Source organism: Bacillus sp. AK031 (genome assembly GCF_053903065.1).
The window spans coordinates 1,969,289-1,992,757 of the sequence record NZ_CP096424.1; the positions used below are offsets into that span (position 1 = coordinate 1,969,289).

The window sequence follows — 23,469 nt, forward strand, 5'->3', positions numbered from 1 at the left end:
AATTGTAATCTAAAGGAGATAACCAATAATGTTTGGTTTCGCAAAAAAAGATAAGTTAATAAAAGATGATTTAAAAGGGATTGCCAAGTTAATGTATCAGGATGTATCGAAGGATGCCTGGGATCAAGAAAACCTGACTAAAAACAACCTGGATTTCAGCATTGAAAGTGTCCGCTATCTTGATCAATATACAACGAGGTTAATCAAAGGCGAGTACGAATCGGATTTACTCGATACCTATTTTGATAACTTCGTCTCGCGCCTTGGTTCCTATATCGGGGAAGTGGTCAAAAGGGGTATGGACCAAGACTTCCAATGGTATGAGTCCGATTCGGTCTACCGCTATTCTTCCAATCCTGACGTTGAATATCGGGATGCCAAGATCCAGACAGTTCTTTATTCAAAAAAGAAGGATGTTGTCATTTCACCTTTATTGGTCGTGTTGCAATTCTTGAAGGGAGAATCTCAATATCCTGCCTTACTCCGATATGTTGAAGAAACAATCAAGAAACAGTCTTGATAATGGCAGAGGAAAAATGGAGAAGGGGATCCTATGATAAAAAATAAAACTGCACTCATTCTTTCCACTTTGCTTCTGATCATATGTATGCATTTATTTTTTCCATTTCCCGACTACGAGCTTTTACATGCACGTTCAACTTTTATGTCATTTCCGATTACCACCAATGAGGGGTATAATTTGCTTGGCATCTTCGGCAGCATCCTGTTTATTGTCGCCCTCATTCTGCTCGTTAAAGGCTTGGAAAAATATCGTTTCCGGATAACCTTCATCGTATGTGTGGCATATGCCTTCTCGCCATTGCTGCTCATAGCCGTGTATCAGGAAACAGCAGCCGATGGAATCGAAGCGATTTGGTACGACGGAGATGGCACGTGTGAATTTCAGCAGGCGGAGAACGACGGTCTATTAAATGCAGAATGTATCGTTGTGTTAAAAAATCGCAGCAATGAACCCGTAACATTTCAATTAGAGTTTATAGAGGAATATTATTCAGAGGATAAAACCCGCATGGTGTCGCTCATGAATGAAAATGGCCCCTACACGATTACAATCGAGGCAAACCACAGAAAAACTATTCAGTTTAAAGAACGGATCGATGTATTGGATATCCCAAATCATATTGGAGGAGGCACATCGAATTATATCCACTTTAAACTGATGGATGGGGAGACGGAGCGGGTCTTGTAGTCCAGTGCCCAACTCTATTTAAGTGAAAAATCCTGGATAAAGAGATGCATAAAAAAATGACCTCTTTATCATTGTAGAGGTCATTTCTTTTAGTCTGTTCAAAATCAGCTTTCGCTCTCACCGGAAGTATTATTACCTGGAGCAAACCAACCGAGTAAGGCAATCCCGACAAGGACTCCGTAGAAAATCAGTGTCCACACGGTACTGTGCGGGAAATGGTAATCCAATACGCCGATATCCTCATGGGCCAGGGTGATGACTGCCAGTTTGACACCGACCCAGGCGACGATGGCATAAGCGGTCGTTTCCAACGCAGGGCGTTTTTCAAGCAGCTGCACAAACCAAGTTGCTGCATATTTAATGAGGATCAGCCCGGCAATCCCTCCGAGCACCACAACGATGAACTGTCCGCCATCCATTCCTCCAAAATCTCCAAGAGGGGAATCAGGAAGCCCTAGTGCCAGGGCAACTGCGGCAAGGATGGAATCGATGGCAAACGCAAGGTCAGCCAGAGCGATTTTTCCCACTGTAGGCCAGAAGCCTTTTCCTTTCGCTTCTTCCTCCGTATCCTTATGAATATTTTCATTTTCTTTACCGAACTTGGCCTTGATCACGTGCTTCAATCCTAAGTACAGCAGATAGGCTGCACCGATGGCCTGTATTTGCCACACATTTGCAATGAAAGAAATCGCAAAGAGGGCAACAAACCTGAATGCAAAGGCCATAAAGATACCATATTTAATGGCCTTGTTTTTCTCATCTTCCGGCAAGTGCTTGGCTATGACGGCAAGTACGAGTGCATTATCTGCGGATAATAATCCTTCAAGCCCAATTAAAATCAATAAAGTCCAACCATATTCCAGCCAAATCGAATCCAATAATGATTCTCCTTTCTCACAAAGTTGAAATGTAATGTTCTTTTTTCGTTCTCGACAGTCAGCTAAGCAAGAATTCCAACCAATTCTATAAGTATGTTTACCTTCCTCTTTTTGGTATAAACTTTTTGTGTTCCCGATTATCTTATGTTTCCTCCTTATATCAAAATCATTCTTTATTTCGATTTTGAAGTGAAATCTCATACCCCTGTGGTAAAATGAGATTCGGTAATTAAGTGAATGTTCTGTAATATCAGTAGAGTTAATAAAATTTATAGGCATTTTGATAGTGAAGGTTTACAGGAGATCAATAGATTATTTGATTTTACTTTTCTTAGTGTCATTATTCGGTAGTTGCCGTATTTGGAGATAGATAAAAGAAGGTGAATTGAAAAGTTTTTATTGAATGTGGTGGGCATAATTGAAGATCAGCCAACTGATTCGGCTATTGGCGTTCTTTAATTATTGGTTTGTTAAAAAAGTTTAGAAAAAAGGGGAGCACAAAACCATGCCTATTGAAGCAGTTTTTGTTGACCGTGATGGAACTATTGGAGGGACTGGACACTTTATTCACCCGCAAAATTTCTCCCCTCATTCATTCAGTAGAGCTGCATTACAAATTCTAAAGGATAATAAAATAAAAATTTTTGCCTGTACTAATCAACATAGAATTAGTAGAGGCGAAGCTGCTCTCGAAGATTTTTACAAGGAATTTCAGCTATTGGAATTTGATGATGCCTTTATTTGTCCTCATCGTTCAGATCATGACTGCAATTGTCATAAGCCAAAACCAGGAATGCTTTTGGAAGCATCAAAGAAATATAAATTAGATTTAACAAAAACTGTATTTATTGGTGACGTTGGTTCAACTGATATGTTAGCGGCTCATTCTGTTGGAGCAATGAAGATTTTAGTGCTTACTGGATGGGGGCGTAGTTCGCTAAATAAATACAGGGATAAATGGGAAGGAATTGAACCAGATTATGTTGCTGAAAACCTTTTAGACGCTGTTAAGTGGGTCATAAGTAAAAGTAAAGAATAAACTATTGACTTATTGGCGATTGCTGGTCAGACTAGCGGTCCGTCCTGGATATTTAAGAGTATCTTCAGCTAACGGAATATGATCAACAGTATATGGGGGATAAAAGTGAGAAAAATAGTTACCTTTTTTTTCTTTTCATTATTGATATTACTTTCCTTGAATGGTTGTTACTCAAATGAGGTGCTTGAAAAGGAAGATTTATTTCAATATAAAAATTCTTTTGTAGGAGATGCAGGTGCTATTGGAAATATTACCAGGAGGCTGCCGAATCCTAGTGGCGAACAAATTAGTGGGTTGGAGTTGCAAACTTCGGAAGAACCTTATGGTATTATTCTGGATTATATATCAGTGGAAAATAGTGATGCAGTAGAGACAAATTACAAAGAACTGTCTTTATATAATGCCACATTCATACTTTCTTTGGTTAAAAATGCTGATTGGGTTACATTCAATTTTATTGAGCAGGAGGTTAGAATTAATAGAGTAGAATTACAAAATTTCTATGGGAAAGATATCAGAGAATTTAATAAGAAAGCAGAACTAAGCAGGTTCATTCAAAGTAAATTAGAAGATGAAAATGGTGTTAATGAGTTTTTTAACTAGACCAGCCTATGCTGAAGACTGAACAGTGCTTTTCCTTTTGAAGTCAGAGAGCTATAGATTGTAAACATGGGGAGCAAAGCTGTAATAAAAAAAGCGGTTACGGACCGGTATGCTTATTGTAGGGGGAGGAGAGCAAATGGGTTTCTTTGTGATTTTCGGAATAATAATACTATTCCTTGTCTTTCTGTCAATTGATGGTTCATTAAAAAAGCTAAATAAAATAAATGCTGAAATCCTAGAGGAAATACGAGGTAAGGATAAATGATTTGTCATTTAAAACAATAGTACCAAAGGGAACTTATCTAGAATAGGGTAAGCTCATTTTTGTAATAGTTTGTCTTGAGTAAGTAGCTTGCATTTGAAATAATTGGGATTAAGTTTAACTATTTAGGGGGGAAGAAAATTGGAATATAAAATCAGAACAGCAACATTAGATGATTATGATAAAGTCAAGCCGATACATAAAGAGGTTCATCACCTACATGTTAAGGGTAGGCCTGATAAATATAATCCTGCAAATAATACATTGGATAAAGAATATTTTGATGGATTAGTTAATAGCGAAGAAGCAAGAGTTTATATAATTGATGCGGCAAATGAAATCATTGCTTTTACTTTTTTAAGAAAGAACGATACCCCCAATCGTGACACTGTTGTTAAGCAGTCGTATGTTTTTATGGAGGACCTTGGAGTTAATCATAACTTCAGAGAAAAAGGATTAGGTCGGTTGTTATTTGATAAAGAAATTGACTTTACCAAAGAAGTGGGTGCAGCAAGTTTAGAACTGGGTGTCTGGGAATTTAATGAGACGGCTATAAAGTTCTATGAAGCTATGGGAATGAAAACACAAGCAAGAAAAATGGAAATTTGTGTTGGGGGAGATAATGAGTAAAAGTACATTGAAATATTTAATTCAATTCATTGGTAGTCTTTTTATTATACAAATTGCTATCAGTTTATGGACAGAGAAGGGGATAGATTGGACAACTTTTATTGCATTGAGTATAGGTGCGGTAATCGGGGTAGTGATTCTAGAGCTAATCAAGAAAGACTTGAAAAAAACGAATAGTGATTTGTAAATATTTATTTCCTTTGTATACTAACGGTGGCGTTTGCCGAACAAACAGCCGCCTGCCTTCAGGTACGTCAGCAAGCTCAACTACGGGCAGCATTCCTGTAACAAATGAAGACTATGGGTTATGTACTTTGGGGCGTTTGCTGAATATCAGGCTCCTCCTCTTTAGTTCCTTCAGCAAGAATTGGCATCTTCGGCTATCGGTGCAGGTTTGTGCAAGAACAGTGTTATTGTAAATATAGTTGAATTTGGTTATTTTTTGAGGGAGGATGGAGAGATGGCTATTTGGAAAATGTATTTAGTTACGGTAATTGAAATTATTCTATTTTTAGTTCTTGGATTTTTACTAACTGATAATGTTCTAAAAAATGTTTATGAAGGTGCTGGAATAAGATTTTCAGGCAATGTTTGGGTTGTATGGTTTGGTTTATCTTTTATGCTTTTTGGATTATATACAATCATACTCTCCTTTGTATCAAAAGAAAGTCGATTATTAAAGGAAAGGTTAACCTCAAAAACATTTTGGGTAATTGTAATTGCATCAACTGTTGGGGTTTTTGTTCCATTTTTTTTAGGAGAAATTCCTTTTTAATTCTTCAACAAACGGGCAGTTTTGTTGAATAAATACGTCATCATTTTTTAGACGCAGTTGACCCATACAACGCTCTAAAGAACTTCTGTTTTAGAGTATTTGGTGAATGATTTTACTTAACGGTAGGATCGTTTAACGGAAAACTTGAAATTTTATTGACAGTATCTTTTGTTATTATGGTCAAATAAGTACCATAATCTAAGATAATATTGGAATGAATAGAAAATAGGGGGAAGTTCTAATGGAAACGATCTTCCGGCATATTGCTAGAGCGGTGATTCCGTATAAAGGTAAAATTTTAATAGCACAACTTAAGGGAGCGCACTCTTTTTTACCTGGAGGTGGCGTTGAACTTGGTGAGACTTGTGAACATACACTAAAACGTGAGTTATATGAAGAACTGGGAATCCAAGAGATAATAATAAAGGGATTTATTGGAGTAATGGAAGATAGTTATGAGGAAAATAGTGTGGTGTTTCACAGTATCTCACATGTATTTGAGGTTCAAATTAATGAAGATGAAATGGATAAAATTTATCCGTTACCTCTCTCTAAAGAGGATCATTTACAATTTTATTGGTTAAATCATACAAAAGAAGAATTGGCAGTAAACAATGTTCTATCAAGATCCGTACCAGAACTAGTTGATAATTATCTTACTAATTATAAACCCCGTTTTTATACTGATATGCAACATAAATCATTTAGTAGAGTTTTGTGAGAAAAATATGATATTTTTCAAAAAAATAATAAGCTATTAAGCTATAGGTAGCTTATATTGAAGAACAATAACTAAAAATTCCAAGTCATTTGCTGCACAGTTCACCGATACTGTCACCAGGAGTTAAGGACGATACCATAAATTGAACGTCCTTCTTCAACTAAAGGGTTGCTTTAATTGAATATCGGTCTGCAAGGTCCCTAATCTTCAGACAAGGAAAAAGACTCGTCAATTGAAGAGTCTTTTTTGTCTATCGGCTGTCAAGTGAGGTGTCAATTAGTTTGTCATTATCGCCTAATAGTTGGCTTGATCAGGCTAGGTGGGACAATGGACGCTGCGTCCATATTACCCACGCCGTTTCTTAAATACAGAGGCCCCATTGGTCTTGATGCTATGCAATAACGCCAGCCAGACACTATGCTCAGGCTTGGGAGGTTTTGAATTTCCCATACGTGCCAGCTGCTGCTCATACCAAACGATTTCTAACATCGAGGCAGATTTATCGAGCCATTTCAATCCTGTTTTCATTGGCTTTAATTTCACAGTCTGATAGGTTCCCTGAAAGATTTGATTTGGCAGGTCAGGGACAAGTGCAAGAGGCTTGGCAATACCGACCATATCAATTTCACCCTGAGCAACTGCGTCCTTCATGGCTTTTTCAGAGCGAAAGCCCCCCGTAACAACCAAAGGAGTAGACACAATTTCTCTTACCTTTGCAGCGAATTCCAGGAAATAGGCTTCCCGTTTCCTGGTGCTTTCCTTGGCATTGACCCCCTGCATCAAGGGATTCTCGTAATTCCCGCCTGAAATTTCGATGAGATCGATCCCGGCTTCAGCTAGTTTACGAATGACCTCCAATGATTCATCTTCCGTAAAACCCCCTCGCTGGAAATCAGCAGAATTCAATTTGACTCCGATTGGAAATTCTTTACTGGTCTGTTTGCGAATTTCGTGGTAGATTTCTATTAAAAATCTCATTCGATTCTCCAAACTGCCGCCCCATTTATCACTGCGCCGATTATGATAAGGTGATAAAAATTGACTGATGAGGTAACCGTGAGCTCCATGTATTTGGACCCCGGTAAAGCAGGCTTTTTGGGCGATCTTGGCTGCGTTTCCAAAACGGTTAATCAATTCTTGGATTTCCTTTACAGTAAGGGCCCGCGGTTCATTAAAGAATTTTTTAAGGTTCCCAGATAACGGTAAAGCACTAGGGGCTACTGGTTTTTTGGATAGCGTTCTGGGTGACTGCTTTCCCGGGTGATTTAGCTGCATCCAAAGATGAGTTCCATTTCTGGTCCCAGCCTTTGCCCATTGACTGAGCATTTCAAGGTCCCTTTCATCCTCAATCACGACGTTGCCCGATTCTCCTAGAGCATTTCTGTCAACCATGACATTGCCTGTCACAACAAGGCCGGTACCTCCGTCTGCCCACGTATTGTAAAGGGTAACTAGAGCAGGGGAAGAGTCGTTATCTTTGGTTCCGAGGGCTTCACTCATAGCCGATTTGAAAAAACGGTTTTTAATACTTGCACCATTAGGAAGCAATAAAGGTTCTGATAGGGGATGATGGTTATTTTTCACTTGCCGCTCACCTACATTCTAAAAGTCTTTTTTGTATTACCTTATTATCAGGCTAATAGAAGTCGTTAATCAACTATTCATGCTCCTGAAGGACGGAAGGAAAAGTTCATATTTATATTGGCCGATTCATCGTCAAAGCATTTATCATATGAACTTCCTCCTTCATAAAGGGGTAGGGTGAGACAAAGGCAGCACAATCGAAAGTTTTAAATCCCTGCTGTAGGGAAAAGTGAAGGGGAGAAGGTGATTTCTTAAGAAAGAATAGTTACTATACAAGATTGGAGGGGAAATGACGTGGAACTTCGAGTCGGTGATAAAGCACCTGATTTTAAACTTTCATCTACCAGGAAAGAGAAAATTTCTTTATCGGACTATGAAGGAAAGAAAAATGTCCTTCTCGCATTTTATCCGCTTAATTTCACTCCTGGCTGAATTACGGAACTTTCCTCTTGGAAAGAGGATTACGAGGAGATTAAGAAAACAGATACAGAAATTCTGGCAATAGGCGTTGACCATATATTTTCGCACAATGTTTTTGAAGCAAGCCTTGGAACACTGCCATTTCCATTGTTGTCAGACTGGCATAAAGAAACGGTGAAGAAGTACCATGTATTTCATGAAAAGGATGAAGTGGCGATCCGTTCCTGTTTTCTAATCGATAAGAAAGGTGAAATCGTTTATAAGGAAGTTGATTTTAATCCGAGAGATAAACAGGTATACAAAGGCTTGCTAAGTGAATGCGGCAAGTTATCGGTCCAATAGGCGTCAGGATCTGTACATCTCTATTTACAGTTTTGAAGATAAGTTAATTCGGCAAAAGCAGCTGAAGATCTACCTTTAGGTCTTCAGCTGTTTTTTACTGTTCTCCAAGGGTTAAGAAACTGATCTATCCTGGAAAGATGGGTTGCTTCATTTTTCCTCAATATGGGTGAGATAGGGAAGACATACATAGTATCTTCAAAATAGTGCTTTCTTGAGTAATCTGGTACGATAACGAAGAGTAGTGTTCTTTCATCATGCTGGCGAGCTTGGGAAAATGTTCGAGTTTGTTTGGGACCGCTATGCATACTTCTTTCGGAGACTACTAAATAACAGAATATGCAGGAAAAGGAGCAAGGAAATACATATGTTCATTGTTGTTATCATCATCTCAATGCTGCTTTATGGCGGCCTCGTCTACTATATCGGGTGGCGCGGGTTTCGCTGGCTGCGCCCTGAAACGTCAAGCTGGCGTTTCAAGTTTCTCTATAGCCTTGTCGTCGTGCTGGCAGCGAGTTCGTTTATAGTTGGACGCATGACTGGCCTCACATTCATCAGTATCATCGGCGCTTACTGGATGGCCTGCTTTTATTTGCTCTTACTGCTGGTTCCACTTGCCCATCTGACGGTTATTCTCTTACGCCTGACGCGGCTGCCTCGGCATGGAACACAGAAGTGGACACGCTTCATCACGCTGGTGCTTCTGATATTCTTTATGGTATATGGATCCTATAACGCATTCAGCCCTGTTGTTCGCAACTATGACATACAGATCAATAAAGATTCTTCTACTCTCGACAACCTTCATATCGTGATGGCGGCGGATATGCACTTTGGACTGCTGTCAGGAAAAGGACATGCAGAGCGTTTGGTGGAGGAAACCAACGCACTCAAACCTGATCTGATCCTGCTGCCAGGCGATCTCTTCGATGATGATGTCCAGCCGTTTATCGACCAGAAGATTGATAGAGTATTAGCGGGGCTCCATGCACCGATGGGAGTCTATGCATCACTAGGCAATCACGACAGGCATGACGGCACAATGAAAGAACTAATCGAAGCCTTGGAGCGAAGTGGAATCACTGTACTGTATGATGAGGCTGAGGATGTTGGAGGGCAATTCACGTTGATCGGGCGCAAGGACCGCATCGATAATGACAGACTGCCTTTAGACTTGCTTATGAAAGAGATAGATTCTGCAAAGCCATTGTTTTTAATAGACCATCAACCATATGATCTAGACATTGCACAGCAGGCAGGCATCGACTTGATGGTGTCCGGCCATACCCACCGAGGGCAGATCTTCCCTGGCAGCCTGCTCACGGATGCCATTTATGAAAATGATTGGGGCCATTTGCAAAAGGAACAGATGCACTCGATCGTCACATCTGGTTTTGGTTTTTGGGGGCCGCCAATCCGCATCGGTACCCGTTCTGAAATCGCTAGTATTCACATTCAGTTCAAATAGGGGATGAATATTTCTTAAAAAGCCATCCACTGGGATGGCTTTTTATTATTTTGATTTTATACTTGAACTAGATAGGAGAGAAGTGGAGCAAGAATGGGCTTCATGTAAAAAATCAGGCTGCAAAAGTAGTCGTAAATATGGTAAACGATTTTCTAGTTAGAGGGCCTTTTGGGGCTCTTTGAATATCGTTAGTGATTGATGAAACCCTGTTAGTGGTGTATCACTATTCAATCGATTGACAATACTTTGCGCACAGTCTGCTAAACTTTGTCTGAACGTATTAACTTCAACATCGTAGATTTCACTTTGATGAACAAAATTAAGTTGTGAAAGGGCCTGGTCAATTTGGCGATCTCCTCTTTGTTGCTCTCTGCGTTTCAGTTCCTGTGCAGGACAATGCACACCAACGAGAAGAACAGGATACCCTTTCAATATTTCATAAAAATTTTCTGCTGTTAACGAATCATGCAGTACTTGATCTAAGATTAAATTAACCCCTCGATCTGAAAACATGGCAGCATTCTTATAATAAAAATACTCTGTTTCAATAGGTATCAGCCTCTGCGACTCTCTTTCCTCCATTTGCTCAATGACATAATCATAATTGTCTATACTGAAAGCAAAAAAGTCAGGCAGCAACTTTGTTAACTCCTTCGCTAAAGCAGACTTACCTGAACTTGAAACACCGTTTAAAACAATTATTAAGTTATTCTTCATGGTACTTCTCCTTAATGTTACACTAATTTACTTTATTTTCTTCAGAATATCATACGTGTATATTTATGGAAAGAGAGGGAATGCCAGTGGTTGTCATCTGCTAATGATAATCTCGCAAAATGGAAAAAGTGGACAGGTGGTCTGGCTCTTTTTGGCTGAGAGTGGGCTAAGGTATGCTTGTCCCTGTGTGTCTCTGCCTTTTTTCTATTAGGAACATTTGCTATGTTCATAAAATGAGCTGCAGTGGTAAGAAGGCAATAAGGCAAATATCAAGGGGATTGCTATACTAGTGTTTTCATTCAGGGGGAACTAGCTGCCTGTACTTGGTTGGTATACTTGTCAAAAGAGAATTCCGAACGGGAAGGTAGAGGGTAAGAAAGGAAGAGTTAGATTTTGTTTTTACTTTTTATAATGAAGACATCCTTCTCCAGCTTATTCACTTTTGCCGTAACGAAGTCAACGTCGTCTAATCTTAACGCATTGGTTTCTTCAAACTGATAACCTATTCCATCCAACTTAGCCTCCACTTTATCAAAGCGGTTGTCCATGCCATCGAAACGTTGATCCATATTGTTGAACCGTTGATCCATGCCATCGAAACGTATATCCATACTGTTGAACCGTTGCTCTATACCATCGAACCGATCATTCACCTCCGTTTTAAAACTCATCATCTCATTCTGAAAACCAATAAACTCTTCCCTAAAACCTTTCATATCCTGATTCATTTTGGATAGAAGATTCATTATTTTTTCTTCCATATTGTCACCTCCCACTCAAGTATACTAAATAATATAGGAGATATGTAAGTGATTTAGCAGTAAAAAAATGGACAAGAATAGGCACCTGGGCAGGTTCACTGTCCGGGTGCAGAGGATGCATAGAAGTAAATAAAAACTAATGATGGCATATTTCATAGAATGATTGTATATTAATTTTATGATGGAAAATTATAGAAAGAGAGGCGTGTTCATGTCTCAGACACTTGTAAACTTACATTCTGACATCAGTTCAGAAGCCAGGAAAGGATATCCGATTCTTTTATCAGGAGCGATTGTGTTCCTGGCATTCACGTTTCTCCCATTCTTTTTGCCTATGGAGACCGTCCATTTAGTCTGGATCTTCGGGCTGGGTGCAATCTTCCCGTTTGGTTTATTGCTTTGCAAGCTTCTTGGCATTAATATCTTATCTTCTGAAAACCCGCTGGCAACCTTAGGTGGAATCGTGGCAGCACCGCAAGCTTTCTTCATTCCGGTCTTCATCATCGTCTATATGAATATGCCGGAATACCTGCCTTTCACAATTGGATTGCTTGGCGGATCTCATTTCCTTCCTTACATGTGGATCTATAAAAGCAGAGCCTATTTAGTGGTAACATTAGGGGTCTGCCTGCTATCCCTGATATTAGGCGGGTGGTTCGTGGACCATGCGTTCACCATTGTACCCATTGCGATCTCGGCTGTATACGGACTCGGTGTTCTCCTGATTCTTAGAGAATTAAAGGCGGAGAATCGTTAGGCTGGAGGTGAAGTTTCATTTTTACTCTGTTATTGATTACCCATATTGTAACGGGTTTCATCTGTCTCATCAGCGGTGTGTCAGCAATGAGCTCAAAGAAGAGGAAAGGGCGGCATACGATCTCAGGTGAGGTTTATCATGCCTCCTATGTATTCGTCTTTATCACGGCAATCACGATGTCGTTCCTTCACTGGGAAGAAGGCGCCTATCTATTCTATATTGGGGTTTTCTCATATGCACTGGCGCTCCTTGGATACCTGGCGGGAAAAATCAGGTGGAAGAACTGGATAGTTGCCCACATCGGAGGGATGCTCGGTTCGTATATCGGCATTGTCACTGCTACGATTGTCGTCAATGTTCCGAAAGTTCCTGTCCTGAACGAAATCCCGGTACTAATCTTTTGGTTCTTGCCGACGATCATTGGAATACCTTTTATCTTCAAAACCGGAAATAAATATAAGCCAAGAAAACCAAAGGGAATATCAGTAAGAACTTAAATATAAGTGTAGAAGAACAAAATGCAAAAGCTAATGAAATTGTCGATAATTACACAACCTTAGAAGAATCGATTCAGACTTTATATAGAGTTGTTAAGTCTTCACACTCTCAAGAGAGGAACACGGGTTCAAAATAAAGTGAACTCAATCCCCGGACACATCAATCAATGATTGGTGTGTCTTTCTTTGTGTGGGAAAAAGACAGGGACAAAGGAGAGACCAAGTCCTATACTGTCTCAAAATTTGCAGTGCATAAATAAGCAACTAAAATCAGTTTTGTTATATACATAGTAGAACAGATTTGTTATAGTAAATATAGAACAAAAATTGTTATAGTAAGTGTAGAACAACAAAGTGGGAGGTGTTTAGGTGATCATCCTTGATCCTGAATCAACGTTTCCGATATACTTGCAGCTTCGCACACAAATTATCGAAGCCATTGTCAGGGGCGATTTATCAAAAGGCGATACGTTGCCATCTGTACGTGGCTTAGCAGGTGATTTAGGTATTAACATGCACACGGTCAATAAAAGCTATCATGAACTTGAGTCGAAGGGGATCATTGAAATCGTGCCCAAGAAAGGGGCCGTCATTATTGCAGATAAAGAAAATTCGGCTTCAACTAAGCAGTGGGAAGACTTAACTGAAGAGCTGAGGCCAGTTATCGCAGAAGGTCTGGTTTATGGCATGAATGAAGAGGAGCTTCATCAGTTAGTCTCAAACATTATTATGAAAATAAAGGAGGAGTAGCCATATGGAATTCACCATATTGTTTATCACCATTCTTTTCGTCAGTATCATTCAAATTTTTGTTCCATTCTATGTGAAACGGACCGTTGTCTTTGGCGTCACCATTCCTTATGAGAAAACGAACCATCCAAAGGTAAGGCAGTATAAAAAGACATATGCCATACTGACAGCCATTTTATCAGTCCTGATCCTGAGCGGATTTTACTTCTGGAACCAAGGAGACGTCATGGAGGAAAGACAATTGGCCCTGGCAGGTATGTTCATGCCGATTGGTGTCCTGTTGATTGGATTCACCCTTTATTTTTTCTTCCATTACAAAATGACACAGCTAAAAAAGGCTGAAAATTGGTATGGTGAAGTAAAACAAGTCCATTATACTGAATTGGCACTTCGTTCAAAGGATGAGATGCTTGCGTCCGTCGTCCACCTTTTCCCTGTGATCATTTCAGTGGGACTCATCATATTATCGGCAAACATATACGACCAGCTGCCGAACAGTATACCGACACACTGGGGAGCAGACGGCCAGCCGGATGCTTTCAGCGAAAAGAGCTGGATAGTCGTGCTCAGCTTACCACTCATTTTAGTGATCATGCAGCTGATGTTCTTCTTTATCAATCTGTTTACCAAAAGGTCAGGCATCAAAATCAACGCGGGAAATGTGGCTTCATCCAAGCTGCGTCAGCTTCGTCTTCGTAAATATACAAGCTGGTTCTTATTCGTTATCAACCTATTGATGACACTGCTATTCTCTTTTTTACAACTCAATTTACTCTATGAAAATCTTCTCGATGAACTGGTGCTGGCTCTTTTACCGATAGGCTTCCTGATCATCGTACTGATTGGGGTCATCTGGTTGACCATGAAGGTCGGCAGTGTGGATTCAGACTTAGAAGGAAAGGTGATCACGGATGGATCTCCTGCTAAAGGGCAAAAGGTAGAAGGAATGGATGAAGATCAGCATTGGAAAGGCGGCCTGTTTTACTTTAACCGAGAGGACTCGTCCGTGTTTGTTGAAAAGCGGTTCGGGATTGGGTATACCATCAACTTTGCCAATCCAATTGCTTATTTGATTGTGGTTGTGCCAGTTATTTTGATTTTGATTCTTCCATTTTTCTTATAATAGGACAAAGGGACATGGTGGTACCATTCCTTCCGTCCTAAAGGCATGGCACACTTAGTGTCATGCCTTTTGTGTTTCTTTTAGAATAGCAAAAAACAATGGAATATCTGCCAGGTACAATTTTTTAGCAGCCCCTAACAGAGCTGCTTTAGCGGCACGGTTGGATTAATGGAAAATGCTCATGAACACAGGAGAACACCACCTTATATATATAACAACTACTTTCTTTTCGGGTATGCCAATAAAAAGTTTCAACGATGACTGAACGAGTCTGCCTGATGATCTCCAGCATCTATTCGGTTATCCAGTCGTGTATAAGTTGTTTAAAAAATGAAAAAACTTTTTCGGGAGTATAGGATTTAATGTACAATACTTAAAAAGAAACTTTTACATAAAGGGGAGAGAGGTATGGAATTAAATGATGTGATTCATGGCCACAGGTCGATTAGGGAATATGAAGATAGGGAAGTGAGCCAGGAACTGCTGGATCATATATTGGACGCAGGGATACGAGCTTCGTCAAGCGGGAACATGCAGTCCTATTCGATTGTTGTAACAAGAGACAAAGAACTAAGGAAGAAATTATATTCGGCTCATATGGAACAATCGATGGTTATCGATGCACCTGTACTAGTAACGTTTTGTGCGGATTTCAACAGAATGAGGAAATGGCTTTCGCTTAATGATGCACCTGTCCATTTTGATAATTTCATGAGCTTCATGATCGGGGCGATAGACGCGACCCTTGCATCACAGAACTGTGCTTTGGCAGCAGAAAATGCAGGTCTTGGCATCTGTTATATGGGTTCTACACTTGCCAATTGTGATCAAATCGGCGAGATCTTGAATCTGCCTCCCAATGTCGTTCCCGTTGTGGGCTATTCTTTAGGATATCCTGCTGAGAACCCAGCCCCGCGTGACCGGCTGCCAAAGGCTGGACTTGTCCACTATGAGCAGTATCAGGATTATTCTGATGAAGACATTATGGATATTTACAAGGAGAGAAATGAAAAGGGCTGGGATCGTTACATGGCAAATCCGAAGCTGAAGGAGATGACAGAGCGGTTGGGGCTGAAGAATCTTGCTCAAATTTACACTATTGTCAAGTATACGAAAGAATCACATCATGAGTTTTCACAGACTGTTCTGGATTACCTGGAAAATCAGAATTTCATGAAAAATGAGTGATGTATAAAGGCCTGATCCCGTTGTGTTAACGAGGGATTCAGGTCCTTATTCTGAGCTTCCCAGTTGAAGATCTAACCATAGGTCTTCAACAGTTTTTAACATAAAACGATAATTCTATAGGGTGTAGTTTGAGCAGGGATACTCTTTGTAACAGGTCCGTAGATAGCAATTAAATTTCGGTTTGCAGGAGTACTTGAAAAAGGCTGCCCATTTGTCAATATTATTTGGGTATAAGGAGAAATATTTAACTGTAATTGGCCGTCATAACTCTTCAATTGACTATCAAAATAATCTATTTTCACATTTTGATTAGGTATATGTTTTACCATTACAATTGTCCGATATTGAGGAGGGTAAATGAAAGGAACAGGTGCATTCGCATCATAATATCCAGTTACTCTATCTCCTACTGCAACCACCAGATGATCTACAAAGTAAGTTGCAGGTGATACCACGAAATTTACTACTGCCCCAGAATCATTTTCCACGGTCATTAATTTATAACAACCTTTTCCTTCGCTATTTTGTCCTATTATAAAGTCGCTTATCATGGTAACGGTCCCTTGAAAAGAATTAAAATTTATCATATTAAGACCTCCATTATTTAAGGATGGCTGGGAAACCCAATGTAGTAAGTGAGTATTCTGTGTACTATATGTGGGTGAAAACCTAAATGACTGTGTGAATACCCATAAAGTTCAATAATGCCATCTATTGAAGAAGTGACTTTAATAATAAAAAAATTCAGATGGGAACCAACCGAATGATCAAGACAATCGAATAAGGTTTAGTTGGTAAATGCCTGAGTGATTCGGACAAAGGGGCAGGTGAGCTATCCCTTTTGTCTGTGAAAAGGACAAGGTACCTACTTAAACCATTTTTTTTTACATTACATTAAATCTTTATGAATTTTTTCTCGTCTAAAATATTGAGGTGATGCAACGTGTCGGAAGATCGGCAGCTTATTCAGGAAATCCTAAGCGGCAGCCAGGCGGCGATGGAAGTCCTGACGCGTAAATACTACAAAGATGTGTTTGCTTTTGTTTTTCGGAAAACAGGAAATAGAGATTTGGCGTATGACCTGACTCAGGAGATTTTTATCAAAGTGATGAAAAAAATCGGATCCTATTCAAACAGCGGCAGCTTCAAAAGCTGGGTGTTTACTATTGCGGTCAATCATTGCCGGGACTACTGGAAAAGTGCCGAACATAGACGAATTCAAAAGCAGTCCGAGCTCAAGGAATACCTGTCAAATGAGAAAACGAATGTTTCCTACATATTTGCTCAAAAAGAAACAAGGGAGAGGGTGAAGGCAGCGATTGGCGAGCTTCCAGAGTATCAACGGGATGCCATCATCCTGAAGTACTATCATGAGATGAAGATTCATGAAATCGCCACCGTGACAAATGCCAACGAATCCACTGTGAAGTCGAGGCTGAAACAGGGACTTGGGAAACTGGCCAAACTTTTAGGAAGAGGTGAGGAATATGGACAACAGCAGAAAAAATGACAGCCAGTTTGACCTGGAGTTAGAAGAGCTTGAAAGGGAGCTTGGGTTCAAGCTGGACGATTATGATGTCGAGTACCCAAGTGAGGCAGAAATGATGAGGACGATCGAAGCCGTCAGACCTTTTGTTCCCGTAAAAGAAAACCGCTGGAAGAGCTTTGCGGAAAACATTATGCCATTACTCAAGAATGCTTATCAGGAAATCTTTTATTTCAGTCCTTTGTTTTGGATATTGAACACTCTGTTCCTGTTTATTTGCACCTATGCTGTGTTTTTGGCTGATCAAGATCCGTATGTGACTCTGATGCTTTTTGCACCATTGCCAACCATCACCGGGTTATTCGAAATTCTCAAAAGCAGGCTGACCGGCATGGCAGAGCTGGAACTTTCCTTCAAATTCAATCTACAGGAGATCATCCTGTCCAAGATGATCATCATCGGCGGATTCAATTCCGGAATCAATCTGATGGCAATGGCTGCCCTATCTATTTTTTCTGAAGATGTATGGGCGGGGAAACTGCTGCTCTATTGGATGACTCCTTTTACCGTCATAACGGCAATTTCCTTGCTGATCGCCAATCGGGTTCGGCATATGCATGCTGTCACAGCCACACTTCTGGTATGGCTCGTGTCCGGTGTGTTTCTAAGCAGTGAAGAAGTTATTGGAAAGATCGAATCAGTTCCAGCCGGAGTCTATTTGCTGGTCATTACGACAGCTATTATTCTCATCATCCTTCAAGCAGGCAGGCTTTATAAAGGGGGCGTCAATTATGAACTTAACCATTGATGGAGTTTCGAAAATCTTTAAAGAAAGACAAGCAGAGAAAAAGGCGCTCGATGATCTTACATTGGAATTCACCACTGGTGTCTATGGAATCCTTGGTGCCAATGGATCCGGAAAGACGACACTGATGCGAATCATTGCCTCCGTGATGAAGCCCACCGAGGGAACGATTCTCCTGAATGGCAGGGACATTGACAGCATGGACCACGAATACCGCGACTTGATCGGCTATCTTCCGCAGCATGTGGGCCTGTATAAAAATTTCTCAGCGGAAAAGCTGTTACATTATATTTCTGCGTTGAAAGGCCTCTCGAAACAGGAAGCGAAGGATAAGGTGGATGAAACGCTGGCCTTAGTCGGCCTTTCTCAGGAGCGGAAGAAGAAAGTGGGAAAATTCTCAGGCGGGATGAAAAGGAGAATCGGCATTGCCCAGGCGTTATTGAATGATCCGAAAATCCTGATTGTCGATGAACCTACAGCGGGTCTTGACCCGAAAGAGCGAATCCGGTTCCGCAATCTGTTATCGAAAATCTCAGAAAACCGCATCGTCCTGCTATCCACTCACATCGTATCGGACATCGAATTCATTGCCAAAGAAGTTCTGATATTAAAAGAAGGGAAGCTCATTCGAAAAGAATCACCGAACCATCTTTTAGCAGGAATCGCACAGAAAGTATGGTCACTGACAGCAAAGGAAGAGGAACTGGAAAGGTTTCAAGCCGGATATAGAGTCGGGAATATCTCGCGAATCCAGGATGGATTTCAACTAAGGATGATTAGTGAAGAAAAACCTCATCCCAACGCAGTCAATGTGGAACCCAATTTAGAGGAACTGTATTTATACTACTTCGATGAAGAGGAGGGGATATGATGAGGCTGCTCAAGTTCGAGCTGTATAAGATTTTCAGCCAAAAAATGATTTATATTACCTTTTTGGTTCTCATCCTTTTCTCATCTATGTACATATTAAACTTTGAAAAAACAGATGATCAGACCAAGCAATTTTATCAGAAATGGGAAGGGACATTAACTTCTGAGAAAATCCAGGAGGCGGAAGCTTCCAATGAGCAATTAATGGCGGAAACTGAAGAACGGATTCAGGAAATGATAGCAAATGGGACAGAGGGGGCTTTTCTTTCAGAGAGTGAAGCAATTAAGTCAGGCATCTTTGAAGATATTGTGTTTATCCAAAGGGTGCAAGAGACATTCAATAAAAGACTGCTAGAACTGGAGGGTTCAAATAAGTATAATGCAGGGCTCGAAAAGCAGATGTTAGAAAATGTGGACCTTTCCTATTTTTCTTTTCACAGAGGGCCGGCAGAAATCATTGATTATACCGCGACATTTGCGTTTATTATTACCGGGGCGATGCTGTTGATTGGACTTTCTTCAATTTTTACAAGTGAGTACAGTTCAGGTGTCGACAATTATATACTGAGTTCAAAAAAGGGAAGAACCGTTTTAACATGGGCGAAGCTGGGTGCGGCGTTGATTTATGCGCTAAGCGTCGTGGCTGCATGGGAGGCTGTAAATGTCATCAGCAAGCTTTATATTCTTGGTAATTTAGGCTGGAAAACACCGTTGCAATTTGTTTTCAAGTATTATTTTTCTCCATATGGGCTGAATATGCTCGAATTCCATTTGATTCAACTGGGAATCCATCTGGCAGCGGCATTTGGTTTTGCCATCCTGATCCTTTTCATTTCATCGATCAGCAAGAATTCACTGCTCTCATTTTTCATATCAGGGGCAATCTTCTCCATGCCGTTCCTGGCTGTGGAAATGATCCCAATGAAAGCATGGGTCATGGATACAATAATGTTCTCGTATCTCTATATCATGAGGGCTGAGTTCCTGTTTGCCCAGTTCAAAACCATCAACGTCTTCGGCTATCCGGTGTTATTCCCAGTTGCGGCAGTTTTGTGGATGGGTGTGCTTTCGATCATTTTGGCAGTTGGTACATTCAAGGTATTGAGAAATAAAGAGGTGAGCGTGTAAGGATATCGCAGTGCCCCAAATACAAGTCTTCTTCAACGTTAATAAAACAGAACCATATTTAATACAAGAGCTGAAGATCTAATCGTAGATTTTCAGCTCTTTCAACTCTGCTTTTTCCATGGTATTAAACTGTATACTAAACTGATAATTTGAAGCCCGATCAGAAATAAGGGTCTCTGTATTTTTACAATTTTGCTATGGCAGAACAGGTTGCAGGTGTTATAATAAATATACTTTATATGGGAAGGAGGGAGCTGTGGTGGAAGATATTCTAAATCAAATTTTAGGCCAACTGAAAGACATAAAAACAGATGTCGGCGAATTGAAAACAGATGTTAGTGGTTTAAAAACAGATGTCGGCGAATTGAAAACAGATGTCAGTGGTTTGAAAACGGATGTAGGCGAATTGAAAACAGACATCAGTGGTTTGAAAACAGATGTCGGCGAATTGAAAACAGATGTTAGTGGTTTAAAAACAGATGTCGGCGAATTGAAAACAGATGTCAGTGGTTTGAAAACGGATGTAGGCGAATTGAAAACAGACATCAGTGGTTTGAAAACAGATGTCGGCGAATTGAAAACAGACATCAGTGGTTTGAAAACAGATGTAGACGAATTAAAAGCTGGACAAGCAAGACTTGAAGATGGACAACAAAAGTTACAGCAAATTTTAAGTGACAGCCTTGGTAATTATGCAGATAAAATCACTGAACATGTAGATGATAAAACTGAAGTATTAAATAAAAGAGTTTTCAGAGTTGAATCAGAAATTGAGCGATTAAGCAGACAGTAAGGAGCTCATTCTTCTGTATTTTGAGAAAATGGCTTCAGATATTTCCCTGCTAATCCATATGTGCATTTTCCCCGTATTACACACTCACTCATAACACGCTTACTTACTCATTTCCTTTTCACATATAAAGTTTCGCAGAATTTTGTCTTTTTCTTTGATAAACACCGATAACTGGTCCTTGATTGAGATGTGCCTTCACTCCTTCACAATCGATACTTTCTCCTTCCAACAGTTAACCTAAAAAACCTACACATAAGGTCACTGACTTCTCTTGCAAAAAACATATTTCCTTAAATGTACAAAAACTAATCTCTTTGAAATCAGCCAAAATAAAAACAACCTCTATTCTCCGAGAAATAGAGGTTGTTTCAGTTTCAGCAGTGGGACACAGAGTGAGGTGAAATGTCCCGTTTGTGAAAGTAGGAAAAGATTGCACAATCAAATTTCTGCTCTGGATGGAGAGCCTTCTGTTAAGAGGGAAATGGGAACTATATGAAGACGGTCCTGCGGAAATCTATGAGTCTCAAATTGATAAAATAATACATTAAAGAAGACCACAAATCGGTTGTGGTCTTCTTTAAATCCGTGCAAAAAAGTGTGCCGAATGAAACTAAGATGAAATTTACACGTCTAAGTTACAAAGAGGGAAATGGGAGGCTTCATTCCATGAAAAAGCTTCATTTGGTTTTATCCTTATTGTTTGTATCAACGGCTTTATTTAGTTGTCAGCAAGGTAATGAAATACCTGCTGATACCGAGAATCCCAACAGCAGCAGCTTAGAAAAAGTAACGATATATTTTATGGACAATCAATTAGAAAAGCGAATCATTAAGGATACTGAAACAATTGAGATGATCAATGATGCCATTCATAATGCAGAAAAGCAATCAGGTATTGTCGATATGGCCGACCCGGAATACAAAATTTCTCTTGGGAATGATACGTATTTCCTGTGGATGAGCGAGAATTCCGGAACAATCATGAATAGCGAAGATACACATTCAATTTATACTCTATCCGAGAACTCAATCAATCAGGTTAACGAACTTTTGAAGTGATTTTAGAAAAACAGTCGATGATCTCAAGCTATTGCCTTCTTCAATTATGGGAGTTTAACAGAATAAGCTGCATTTCGAAACCTTATCCATATGCCCATCGTCAAACCTTCAGAGTGAGCATTAGTTCATGAAACCACAGAAGTAATTAATTTTATTTTTACTCGGGCAATTGAACAAATTTTATATGGTTTACAAAAGTTGAAGGGTGAGGGAAAAGTGAAAAAAAAGAAAATAATTATATTTACACTATTATTGGGGGCAATATCTTTAATATTGGTTGGCTGGTCGGTTTCAAGAGGAAAGATGTACGATTATAACTATTCAGAAGTAGCTGAAAAAATGGGAAGTACACCATTTAACGCAGGATTTCCCACTAAAGTACCTTTTGAGGAAATGCATCTTTACGATTTTGGTTCTAATAATCAGGAAGTTGAATTTACCCTATTCAATGCGGATAAAGAGTTCCTAATAATAAAGATAACGAAAGATGAGATTGAGTACCCAGAAGAAATAAAGAAAGAGGATATTAAAATAGGAAGTGATTTAAAAGGTAAGTATATCCCAGAACATTCTGGTAGTAGAGTCATCTTATGGAAAGACGAAGAACTCAATTATGAAATTACCTTTAGGTATAAATTCAGCCCAATTGAAGTTAGTAAAGGGCAGTTAATCAAAATGGCGGAATCGTTCAAGTGAAAACCGATTTATCAGGTAGCATCCCTGGCTTAATATGCCTATTAACAGTCTTCAATTATAGGGGACATTAATGATCAAACCATCTATGTATGCGAGAAAAGAATTAGCTGGTAAATAAAAGAAAGATAAAGACCACCTGAGTCATCGTATAGAGAGCCAGCTGGCAAATAACTGAGTGATAAACGCCATCTATGCGTTCAAGAAAAGAAACAGCTGGTAAATAAAAGAGAGATAAAGACCACCTGAGCCATCGTATAAGAAGCCAGGTGGCAAATAACTGAGTGATAAACACCATCTATGTATGCGAGAAAAGAATTAGCTGGTAAATAAAAGAGAGATAAAGACCACCTGAGCCATCGTATAAAGAGCCAGGTGGCAAATAACTGAATTTTGGGGTGGCTTCCTATACATTTTAAGAGACAAATATAAAAAAACTAAGGATGATTTGTATGATAAAATAAAAAGGACAGAATCTTCAATTAATGGAGAAGTTTAGTTTAATAAGAACATAGTGTACCTATCACTCTATTTTAAGCTTGAAAATAAGAGGGAGAAAAAATATGAATAAAATAGCCTCTATGTTAATTGTTATACTACTTATAGTATTAGCTGCTTGTGGGAATTCTCAATCTAAAATTACTCATGCAGAAGCAGAGTCAATTGTTGTGCAGGATCTCATTGAAAACTTCAACAAAGACAAAAATAAAATTAAAATTAAATCTGTCAGTAAGGGCTGGGGAAAGTATATCGTTGAATGGGAGATAGACAAGGATTGTGAATTTGGTACTGTTCAAGTAGATGACGAAAACGGTAATTTGCTTGAAGCTATGGAATCGAATTGTTAGGAAAATGAAAATAGTTTAAGGTACATTCGTCAGGTAACGGAGGCGTTTGCAGAACAAGCACCTCC

The 23,469-nt window shown here is 39.6% G+C and carries 28 protein-coding genes; 23 read left to right on the forward strand and 5 right to left on the reverse strand.

Annotated elements, in window-relative coordinates; all coding sequences use genetic code 11:
• The first annotated feature begins 28 nt into the window (after positions 1-28).
• Together M1E09_RS10065 and M1E09_RS10070 are read left to right on the forward strand one after the other, a co-directional pair.
• Entirely contained in the window at positions 29-520 is a 492-nt protein-coding gene (locus M1E09_RS10065) for a hypothetical protein (protein ID WP_456274693.1), read from the forward strand.
• Between the two features lie 33 nt (positions 521-553).
• Positions 554-1,210, forward strand: a complete 657-nt coding sequence (locus tag M1E09_RS10070; protein WP_456274694.1) for a hypothetical protein — start codon at positions 554-556, stop codon at positions 1,208-1,210.
• Between the two features lie 104 nt (positions 1,211-1,314).
• Here M1E09_RS10070 and M1E09_RS10075 read toward each other — a convergent pair whose 3' ends face one another.
• Complete coding sequence (locus tag M1E09_RS10075; protein ID WP_456274695.1) at positions 1,315-2,088, reverse strand: TerC family protein; 774 nt, start codon at positions 2,086-2,088, stop codon at positions 1,315-1,317.
• Between the two features lie 505 nt (positions 2,089-2,593).
• Here M1E09_RS10075 and M1E09_RS10080 point away from each other — a divergent pair.
• The 6 genes from M1E09_RS10080 to M1E09_RS10105 all read left to right on the forward strand — a co-directional run bounded on the left by M1E09_RS10080 (position 2,594) and on the right by M1E09_RS10105 (position 6,118).
• Positions 2,594-3,127, forward strand: a complete 534-nt coding sequence (locus M1E09_RS10080; RefSeq protein WP_456274696.1) for an HAD-IIIA family hydrolase — start codon at positions 2,594-2,596, stop codon at positions 3,125-3,127.
• Positions 3,128-3,232: 105 nt separating this feature from the next.
• Complete coding sequence (locus M1E09_RS10085) at positions 3,233-3,730, forward strand: DUF4825 domain-containing protein (protein ID WP_456274697.1); 498 nt, start codon at positions 3,233-3,235, stop codon at positions 3,728-3,730.
• Positions 3,731-4,133: 403 nt separating this feature from the next.
• Positions 4,134-4,622, forward strand: coding sequence for an N-acetyltransferase family protein (locus tag M1E09_RS10090; protein ID WP_456274698.1), 489 nt, complete (start codon positions 4,134-4,136; stop codon positions 4,620-4,622).
• Positions 4,615-4,809 (forward strand): hypothetical protein, encoded by a 195-nt coding sequence (locus tag M1E09_RS10095; protein ID WP_456274699.1) that lies wholly within the window; start codon positions 4,615-4,617, stop codon positions 4,807-4,809. Before M1E09_RS10090 ends, M1E09_RS10095 begins: the two co-directional genes overlap by 8 nt.
• A 273-nt stretch (positions 4,810-5,082) precedes the next feature.
• Entirely contained in the window at positions 5,083-5,397 is a 315-nt protein-coding gene (locus M1E09_RS10100) for a hypothetical protein (RefSeq protein ID WP_456274700.1), read from the forward strand.
• 241 nt (positions 5,398-5,638) lie between these two features.
• Positions 5,639-6,118: an NUDIX domain-containing protein gene (locus M1E09_RS10105; protein ID WP_456274701.1), complete on the forward strand. Its 480-nt coding sequence runs from the start codon at positions 5,639-5,641 to the stop codon at positions 6,116-6,118.
• 345 nt (positions 6,119-6,463) lie between these two features.
• Here M1E09_RS10105 and M1E09_RS10110 read toward each other — a convergent pair whose 3' ends face one another.
• Positions 6,464-7,618 (reverse strand): NADH:flavin oxidoreductase/NADH oxidase family protein, encoded by a 1,155-nt coding sequence (locus M1E09_RS10110; protein ID WP_456274960.1) that lies wholly within the window; start codon positions 7,616-7,618, stop codon positions 6,464-6,466.
• Between the two features lie 378 nt (positions 7,619-7,996).
• Between M1E09_RS10110 and M1E09_RS10115 the strand changes: the two genes are divergently transcribed.
• Both M1E09_RS10115 and M1E09_RS10120 read left to right on the forward strand, forming a co-directional pair.
• On the forward strand, positions 7,997-8,464 hold the full coding sequence (locus tag M1E09_RS10115; protein WP_456274702.1) for a redoxin domain-containing protein: 468 nt from the start codon (positions 7,997-7,999) through the stop codon (positions 8,462-8,464).
• A gap of 364 nt (positions 8,465-8,828) precedes the next feature.
• The gene (locus tag M1E09_RS10120) at positions 8,829-9,929 is read left to right on the forward strand and encodes a metallophosphoesterase (protein ID WP_456274703.1); all 1,101 of its coding nucleotides are present in this window, start codon (positions 8,829-8,831) and stop codon (positions 9,927-9,929) included.
• A 156-nt stretch (positions 9,930-10,085) separates the two neighbouring features.
• Here the strand turns inward: M1E09_RS10120 and M1E09_RS10125 are convergent, their stop codons facing one another.
• Together M1E09_RS10125 and M1E09_RS10130 are read right to left on the reverse strand one after the other, a co-directional pair.
• The gene (locus M1E09_RS10125; RefSeq protein WP_456274704.1) at positions 10,086-10,646 is read right to left on the reverse strand and encodes a chloramphenicol phosphotransferase CPT family protein; all 561 of its coding nucleotides are present in this window, start codon (positions 10,644-10,646) and stop codon (positions 10,086-10,088) included.
• A gap of 386 nt (positions 10,647-11,032) precedes the next feature.
• Positions 11,033-11,407, reverse strand: a complete 375-nt coding sequence (locus M1E09_RS10130; protein WP_456274705.1) for a hypothetical protein — start codon at positions 11,405-11,407, stop codon at positions 11,033-11,035.
• Between the two features lie 211 nt (positions 11,408-11,618).
• On the opposite strand from M1E09_RS10130, the gene M1E09_RS10135 reads away from it, so the two are divergent.
• From M1E09_RS10135 to M1E09_RS10155, 5 genes are all read left to right on the forward strand, one after another.
• The gene (locus tag M1E09_RS10135; protein WP_456274706.1) at positions 11,619-12,164 is read left to right on the forward strand and encodes a DUF7010 family protein; all 546 of its coding nucleotides are present in this window, start codon (positions 11,619-11,621) and stop codon (positions 12,162-12,164) included.
• 86 nt (positions 12,165-12,250) lie between these two features.
• Positions 12,251-12,661: a DUF2306 domain-containing protein gene (locus M1E09_RS10140; protein WP_456274707.1), complete on the forward strand. Its 411-nt coding sequence runs from the start codon at positions 12,251-12,253 to the stop codon at positions 12,659-12,661.
• A 369-nt stretch (positions 12,662-13,030) separates the two neighbouring features.
• Complete coding sequence (locus M1E09_RS10145) at positions 13,031-13,411, forward strand: GntR family transcriptional regulator (protein WP_456274708.1); 381 nt, start codon at positions 13,031-13,033, stop codon at positions 13,409-13,411.
• A gap of 4 nt (positions 13,412-13,415) precedes the next feature.
• Positions 13,416-14,534, forward strand: a complete 1,119-nt coding sequence (locus M1E09_RS10150; RefSeq protein WP_456274709.1) for a DUF1648 domain-containing protein — start codon at positions 13,416-13,418, stop codon at positions 14,532-14,534.
• 408 nt (positions 14,535-14,942) lie between these two features.
• Positions 14,943-15,722 carry a nitroreductase family protein gene (locus tag M1E09_RS10155; RefSeq protein WP_456274710.1) on the forward strand — a complete coding sequence of 260 codons (780 nt, stop codon included), beginning with the start codon at positions 14,943-14,945 and terminating at the stop codon, positions 15,720-15,722.
• A gap of 95 nt (positions 15,723-15,817) precedes the next feature.
• Here M1E09_RS10155 and M1E09_RS10160 read toward each other — a convergent pair whose 3' ends face one another.
• The gene (locus M1E09_RS10160) at positions 15,818-16,309 is read right to left on the reverse strand and encodes a hypothetical protein (RefSeq protein WP_456274711.1); all 492 of its coding nucleotides are present in this window, start codon (positions 16,307-16,309) and stop codon (positions 15,818-15,820) included.
• Positions 16,310-16,665: 356 nt separating this feature from the next.
• Here M1E09_RS10160 and M1E09_RS10165 point away from each other — a divergent pair, with 356 nt between their 5' ends.
• The 8 genes from M1E09_RS10165 to M1E09_RS10200 all read left to right on the forward strand — a co-directional run bounded on the left by M1E09_RS10165 (position 16,666) and on the right by M1E09_RS10200 (position 23,404).
• Positions 16,666-17,232, forward strand: coding sequence for an RNA polymerase sigma factor (locus M1E09_RS10165; protein ID WP_456274712.1), 567 nt, complete (start codon positions 16,666-16,668; stop codon positions 17,230-17,232).
• On the forward strand, positions 17,210-18,016 hold the full coding sequence (locus M1E09_RS10170; RefSeq protein WP_456274713.1) for a hypothetical protein: 807 nt from the start codon (positions 17,210-17,212) through the stop codon (positions 18,014-18,016). The genes M1E09_RS10165 and M1E09_RS10170 overlap by 23 nt, the downstream gene beginning before the upstream one ends.
• Positions 18,000-18,884: an ABC transporter ATP-binding protein gene (locus M1E09_RS10175; RefSeq protein ID WP_456274714.1), complete on the forward strand. Its 885-nt coding sequence runs from the start codon at positions 18,000-18,002 to the stop codon at positions 18,882-18,884. The genes M1E09_RS10170 and M1E09_RS10175 overlap by 17 nt, the downstream gene beginning before the upstream one ends.
• Positions 18,881-20,011, forward strand: a complete 1,131-nt coding sequence (locus M1E09_RS10180) for a hypothetical protein (protein ID WP_456274715.1) — start codon at positions 18,881-18,883, stop codon at positions 20,009-20,011. The genes M1E09_RS10175 and M1E09_RS10180 overlap by 4 nt, the downstream gene beginning before the upstream one ends.
• A gap of 259 nt (positions 20,012-20,270) precedes the next feature.
• Positions 20,271-20,804, forward strand: coding sequence for a hypothetical protein (locus M1E09_RS10185; protein ID WP_456274716.1), 534 nt, complete (start codon positions 20,271-20,273; stop codon positions 20,802-20,804).
• A gap of 666 nt (positions 20,805-21,470) precedes the next feature.
• The gene (locus M1E09_RS10190; protein WP_456274717.1) at positions 21,471-21,863 is read left to right on the forward strand and encodes a hypothetical protein; all 393 of its coding nucleotides are present in this window, start codon (positions 21,471-21,473) and stop codon (positions 21,861-21,863) included.
• Positions 21,864-22,079: 216 nt separating this feature from the next.
• A complete protein-coding gene (locus M1E09_RS10195) occupies positions 22,080-22,559 on the forward strand; it encodes a hypothetical protein (protein WP_456274718.1) in 480 nt (159 codons plus the stop codon).
• Between the two features lie 560 nt (positions 22,560-23,119).
• The gene (locus tag M1E09_RS10200; protein WP_456274719.1) at positions 23,120-23,404 is read left to right on the forward strand and encodes a hypothetical protein; all 285 of its coding nucleotides are present in this window, start codon (positions 23,120-23,122) and stop codon (positions 23,402-23,404) included.
• Positions 23,405-23,469 lie beyond the last annotated feature (65 nt).

What these genes read in the sequence shown, in the direction of transcription:
- M1E09_RS10065 (WP_456274693.1), top strand. Translation starts at nt 29, where the DNA reads ATGTTTGGTTTCGCAAAAAAAGATAAGTTAATAAAAGATGATTTAAAA.
- M1E09_RS10070 (WP_456274694.1), top strand. Translation starts at nt 554, where the DNA reads ATGATAAAAAATAAAACTGCACTCATTCTTTCCACTTTGCTTCTGATC.
- M1E09_RS10080 (WP_456274696.1), top strand. Translation starts at nt 2,594, where the DNA reads ATGCCTATTGAAGCAGTTTTTGTTGACCGTGATGGAACTATTGGAGGG.
- M1E09_RS10095 (WP_456274699.1), top strand. Translation starts at nt 4,615, where the DNA reads ATGAGTAAAAGTACATTGAAATATTTAATTCAATTCATTGGTAGTCTT.
- M1E09_RS10100 (WP_456274700.1), top strand. Translation starts at nt 5,083, where the DNA reads ATGGCTATTTGGAAAATGTATTTAGTTACGGTAATTGAAATTATTCTA.
- M1E09_RS10105 (WP_456274701.1), top strand. Translation starts at nt 5,639, where the DNA reads ATGGAAACGATCTTCCGGCATATTGCTAGAGCGGTGATTCCGTATAAA.
- M1E09_RS10110 (WP_456274960.1), bottom strand. Translation starts at nt 7,618, where the DNA reads ATGAGTGAAGCCCTCGGAACCAAAGATAACGACTCTTCCCCTGCTCTA.
- M1E09_RS10120 (WP_456274703.1), top strand. Translation starts at nt 8,829, where the DNA reads ATGTTCATTGTTGTTATCATCATCTCAATGCTGCTTTATGGCGGCCTC.
- M1E09_RS10125 (WP_456274704.1), bottom strand. Translation starts at nt 10,646, where the DNA reads ATGAAGAATAACTTAATAATTGTTTTAAACGGTGTTTCAAGTTCAGGT.
- M1E09_RS10130 (WP_456274705.1), bottom strand. Translation starts at nt 11,407, where the DNA reads ATGGAAGAAAAAATAATGAATCTTCTATCCAAAATGAATCAGGATATG.
- M1E09_RS10135 (WP_456274706.1), top strand. Translation starts at nt 11,619, where the DNA reads ATGTCTCAGACACTTGTAAACTTACATTCTGACATCAGTTCAGAAGCC.
- M1E09_RS10140 (WP_456274707.1), top strand. Translation starts at nt 12,251, where the DNA reads ATGAGCTCAAAGAAGAGGAAAGGGCGGCATACGATCTCAGGTGAGGTT.
- M1E09_RS10150 (WP_456274709.1), top strand. Translation starts at nt 13,416, where the DNA reads ATGGAATTCACCATATTGTTTATCACCATTCTTTTCGTCAGTATCATT.
- M1E09_RS10155 (WP_456274710.1), top strand. Translation starts at nt 14,943, where the DNA reads ATGGAATTAAATGATGTGATTCATGGCCACAGGTCGATTAGGGAATAT.
- M1E09_RS10160 (WP_456274711.1), bottom strand. Translation starts at nt 16,309, where the DNA reads ATGATAAATTTTAATTCTTTTCAAGGGACCGTTACCATGATAAGCGAC.
- M1E09_RS10170 (WP_456274713.1), top strand. Translation starts at nt 17,210, where the DNA reads ATGGACAACAGCAGAAAAAATGACAGCCAGTTTGACCTGGAGTTAGAA.
- M1E09_RS10175 (WP_456274714.1), top strand. Translation starts at nt 18,000, where the DNA reads ATGAACTTAACCATTGATGGAGTTTCGAAAATCTTTAAAGAAAGACAA.
- M1E09_RS10180 (WP_456274715.1), top strand. Translation starts at nt 18,881, where the DNA reads ATGATGAGGCTGCTCAAGTTCGAGCTGTATAAGATTTTCAGCCAAAAA.
- M1E09_RS10190 (WP_456274717.1), top strand. Translation starts at nt 21,471, where the DNA reads ATGAAAAAGCTTCATTTGGTTTTATCCTTATTGTTTGTATCAACGGCT.
- M1E09_RS10200 (WP_456274719.1), top strand. Translation starts at nt 23,120, where the DNA reads ATGAATAAAATAGCCTCTATGTTAATTGTTATACTACTTATAGTATTA.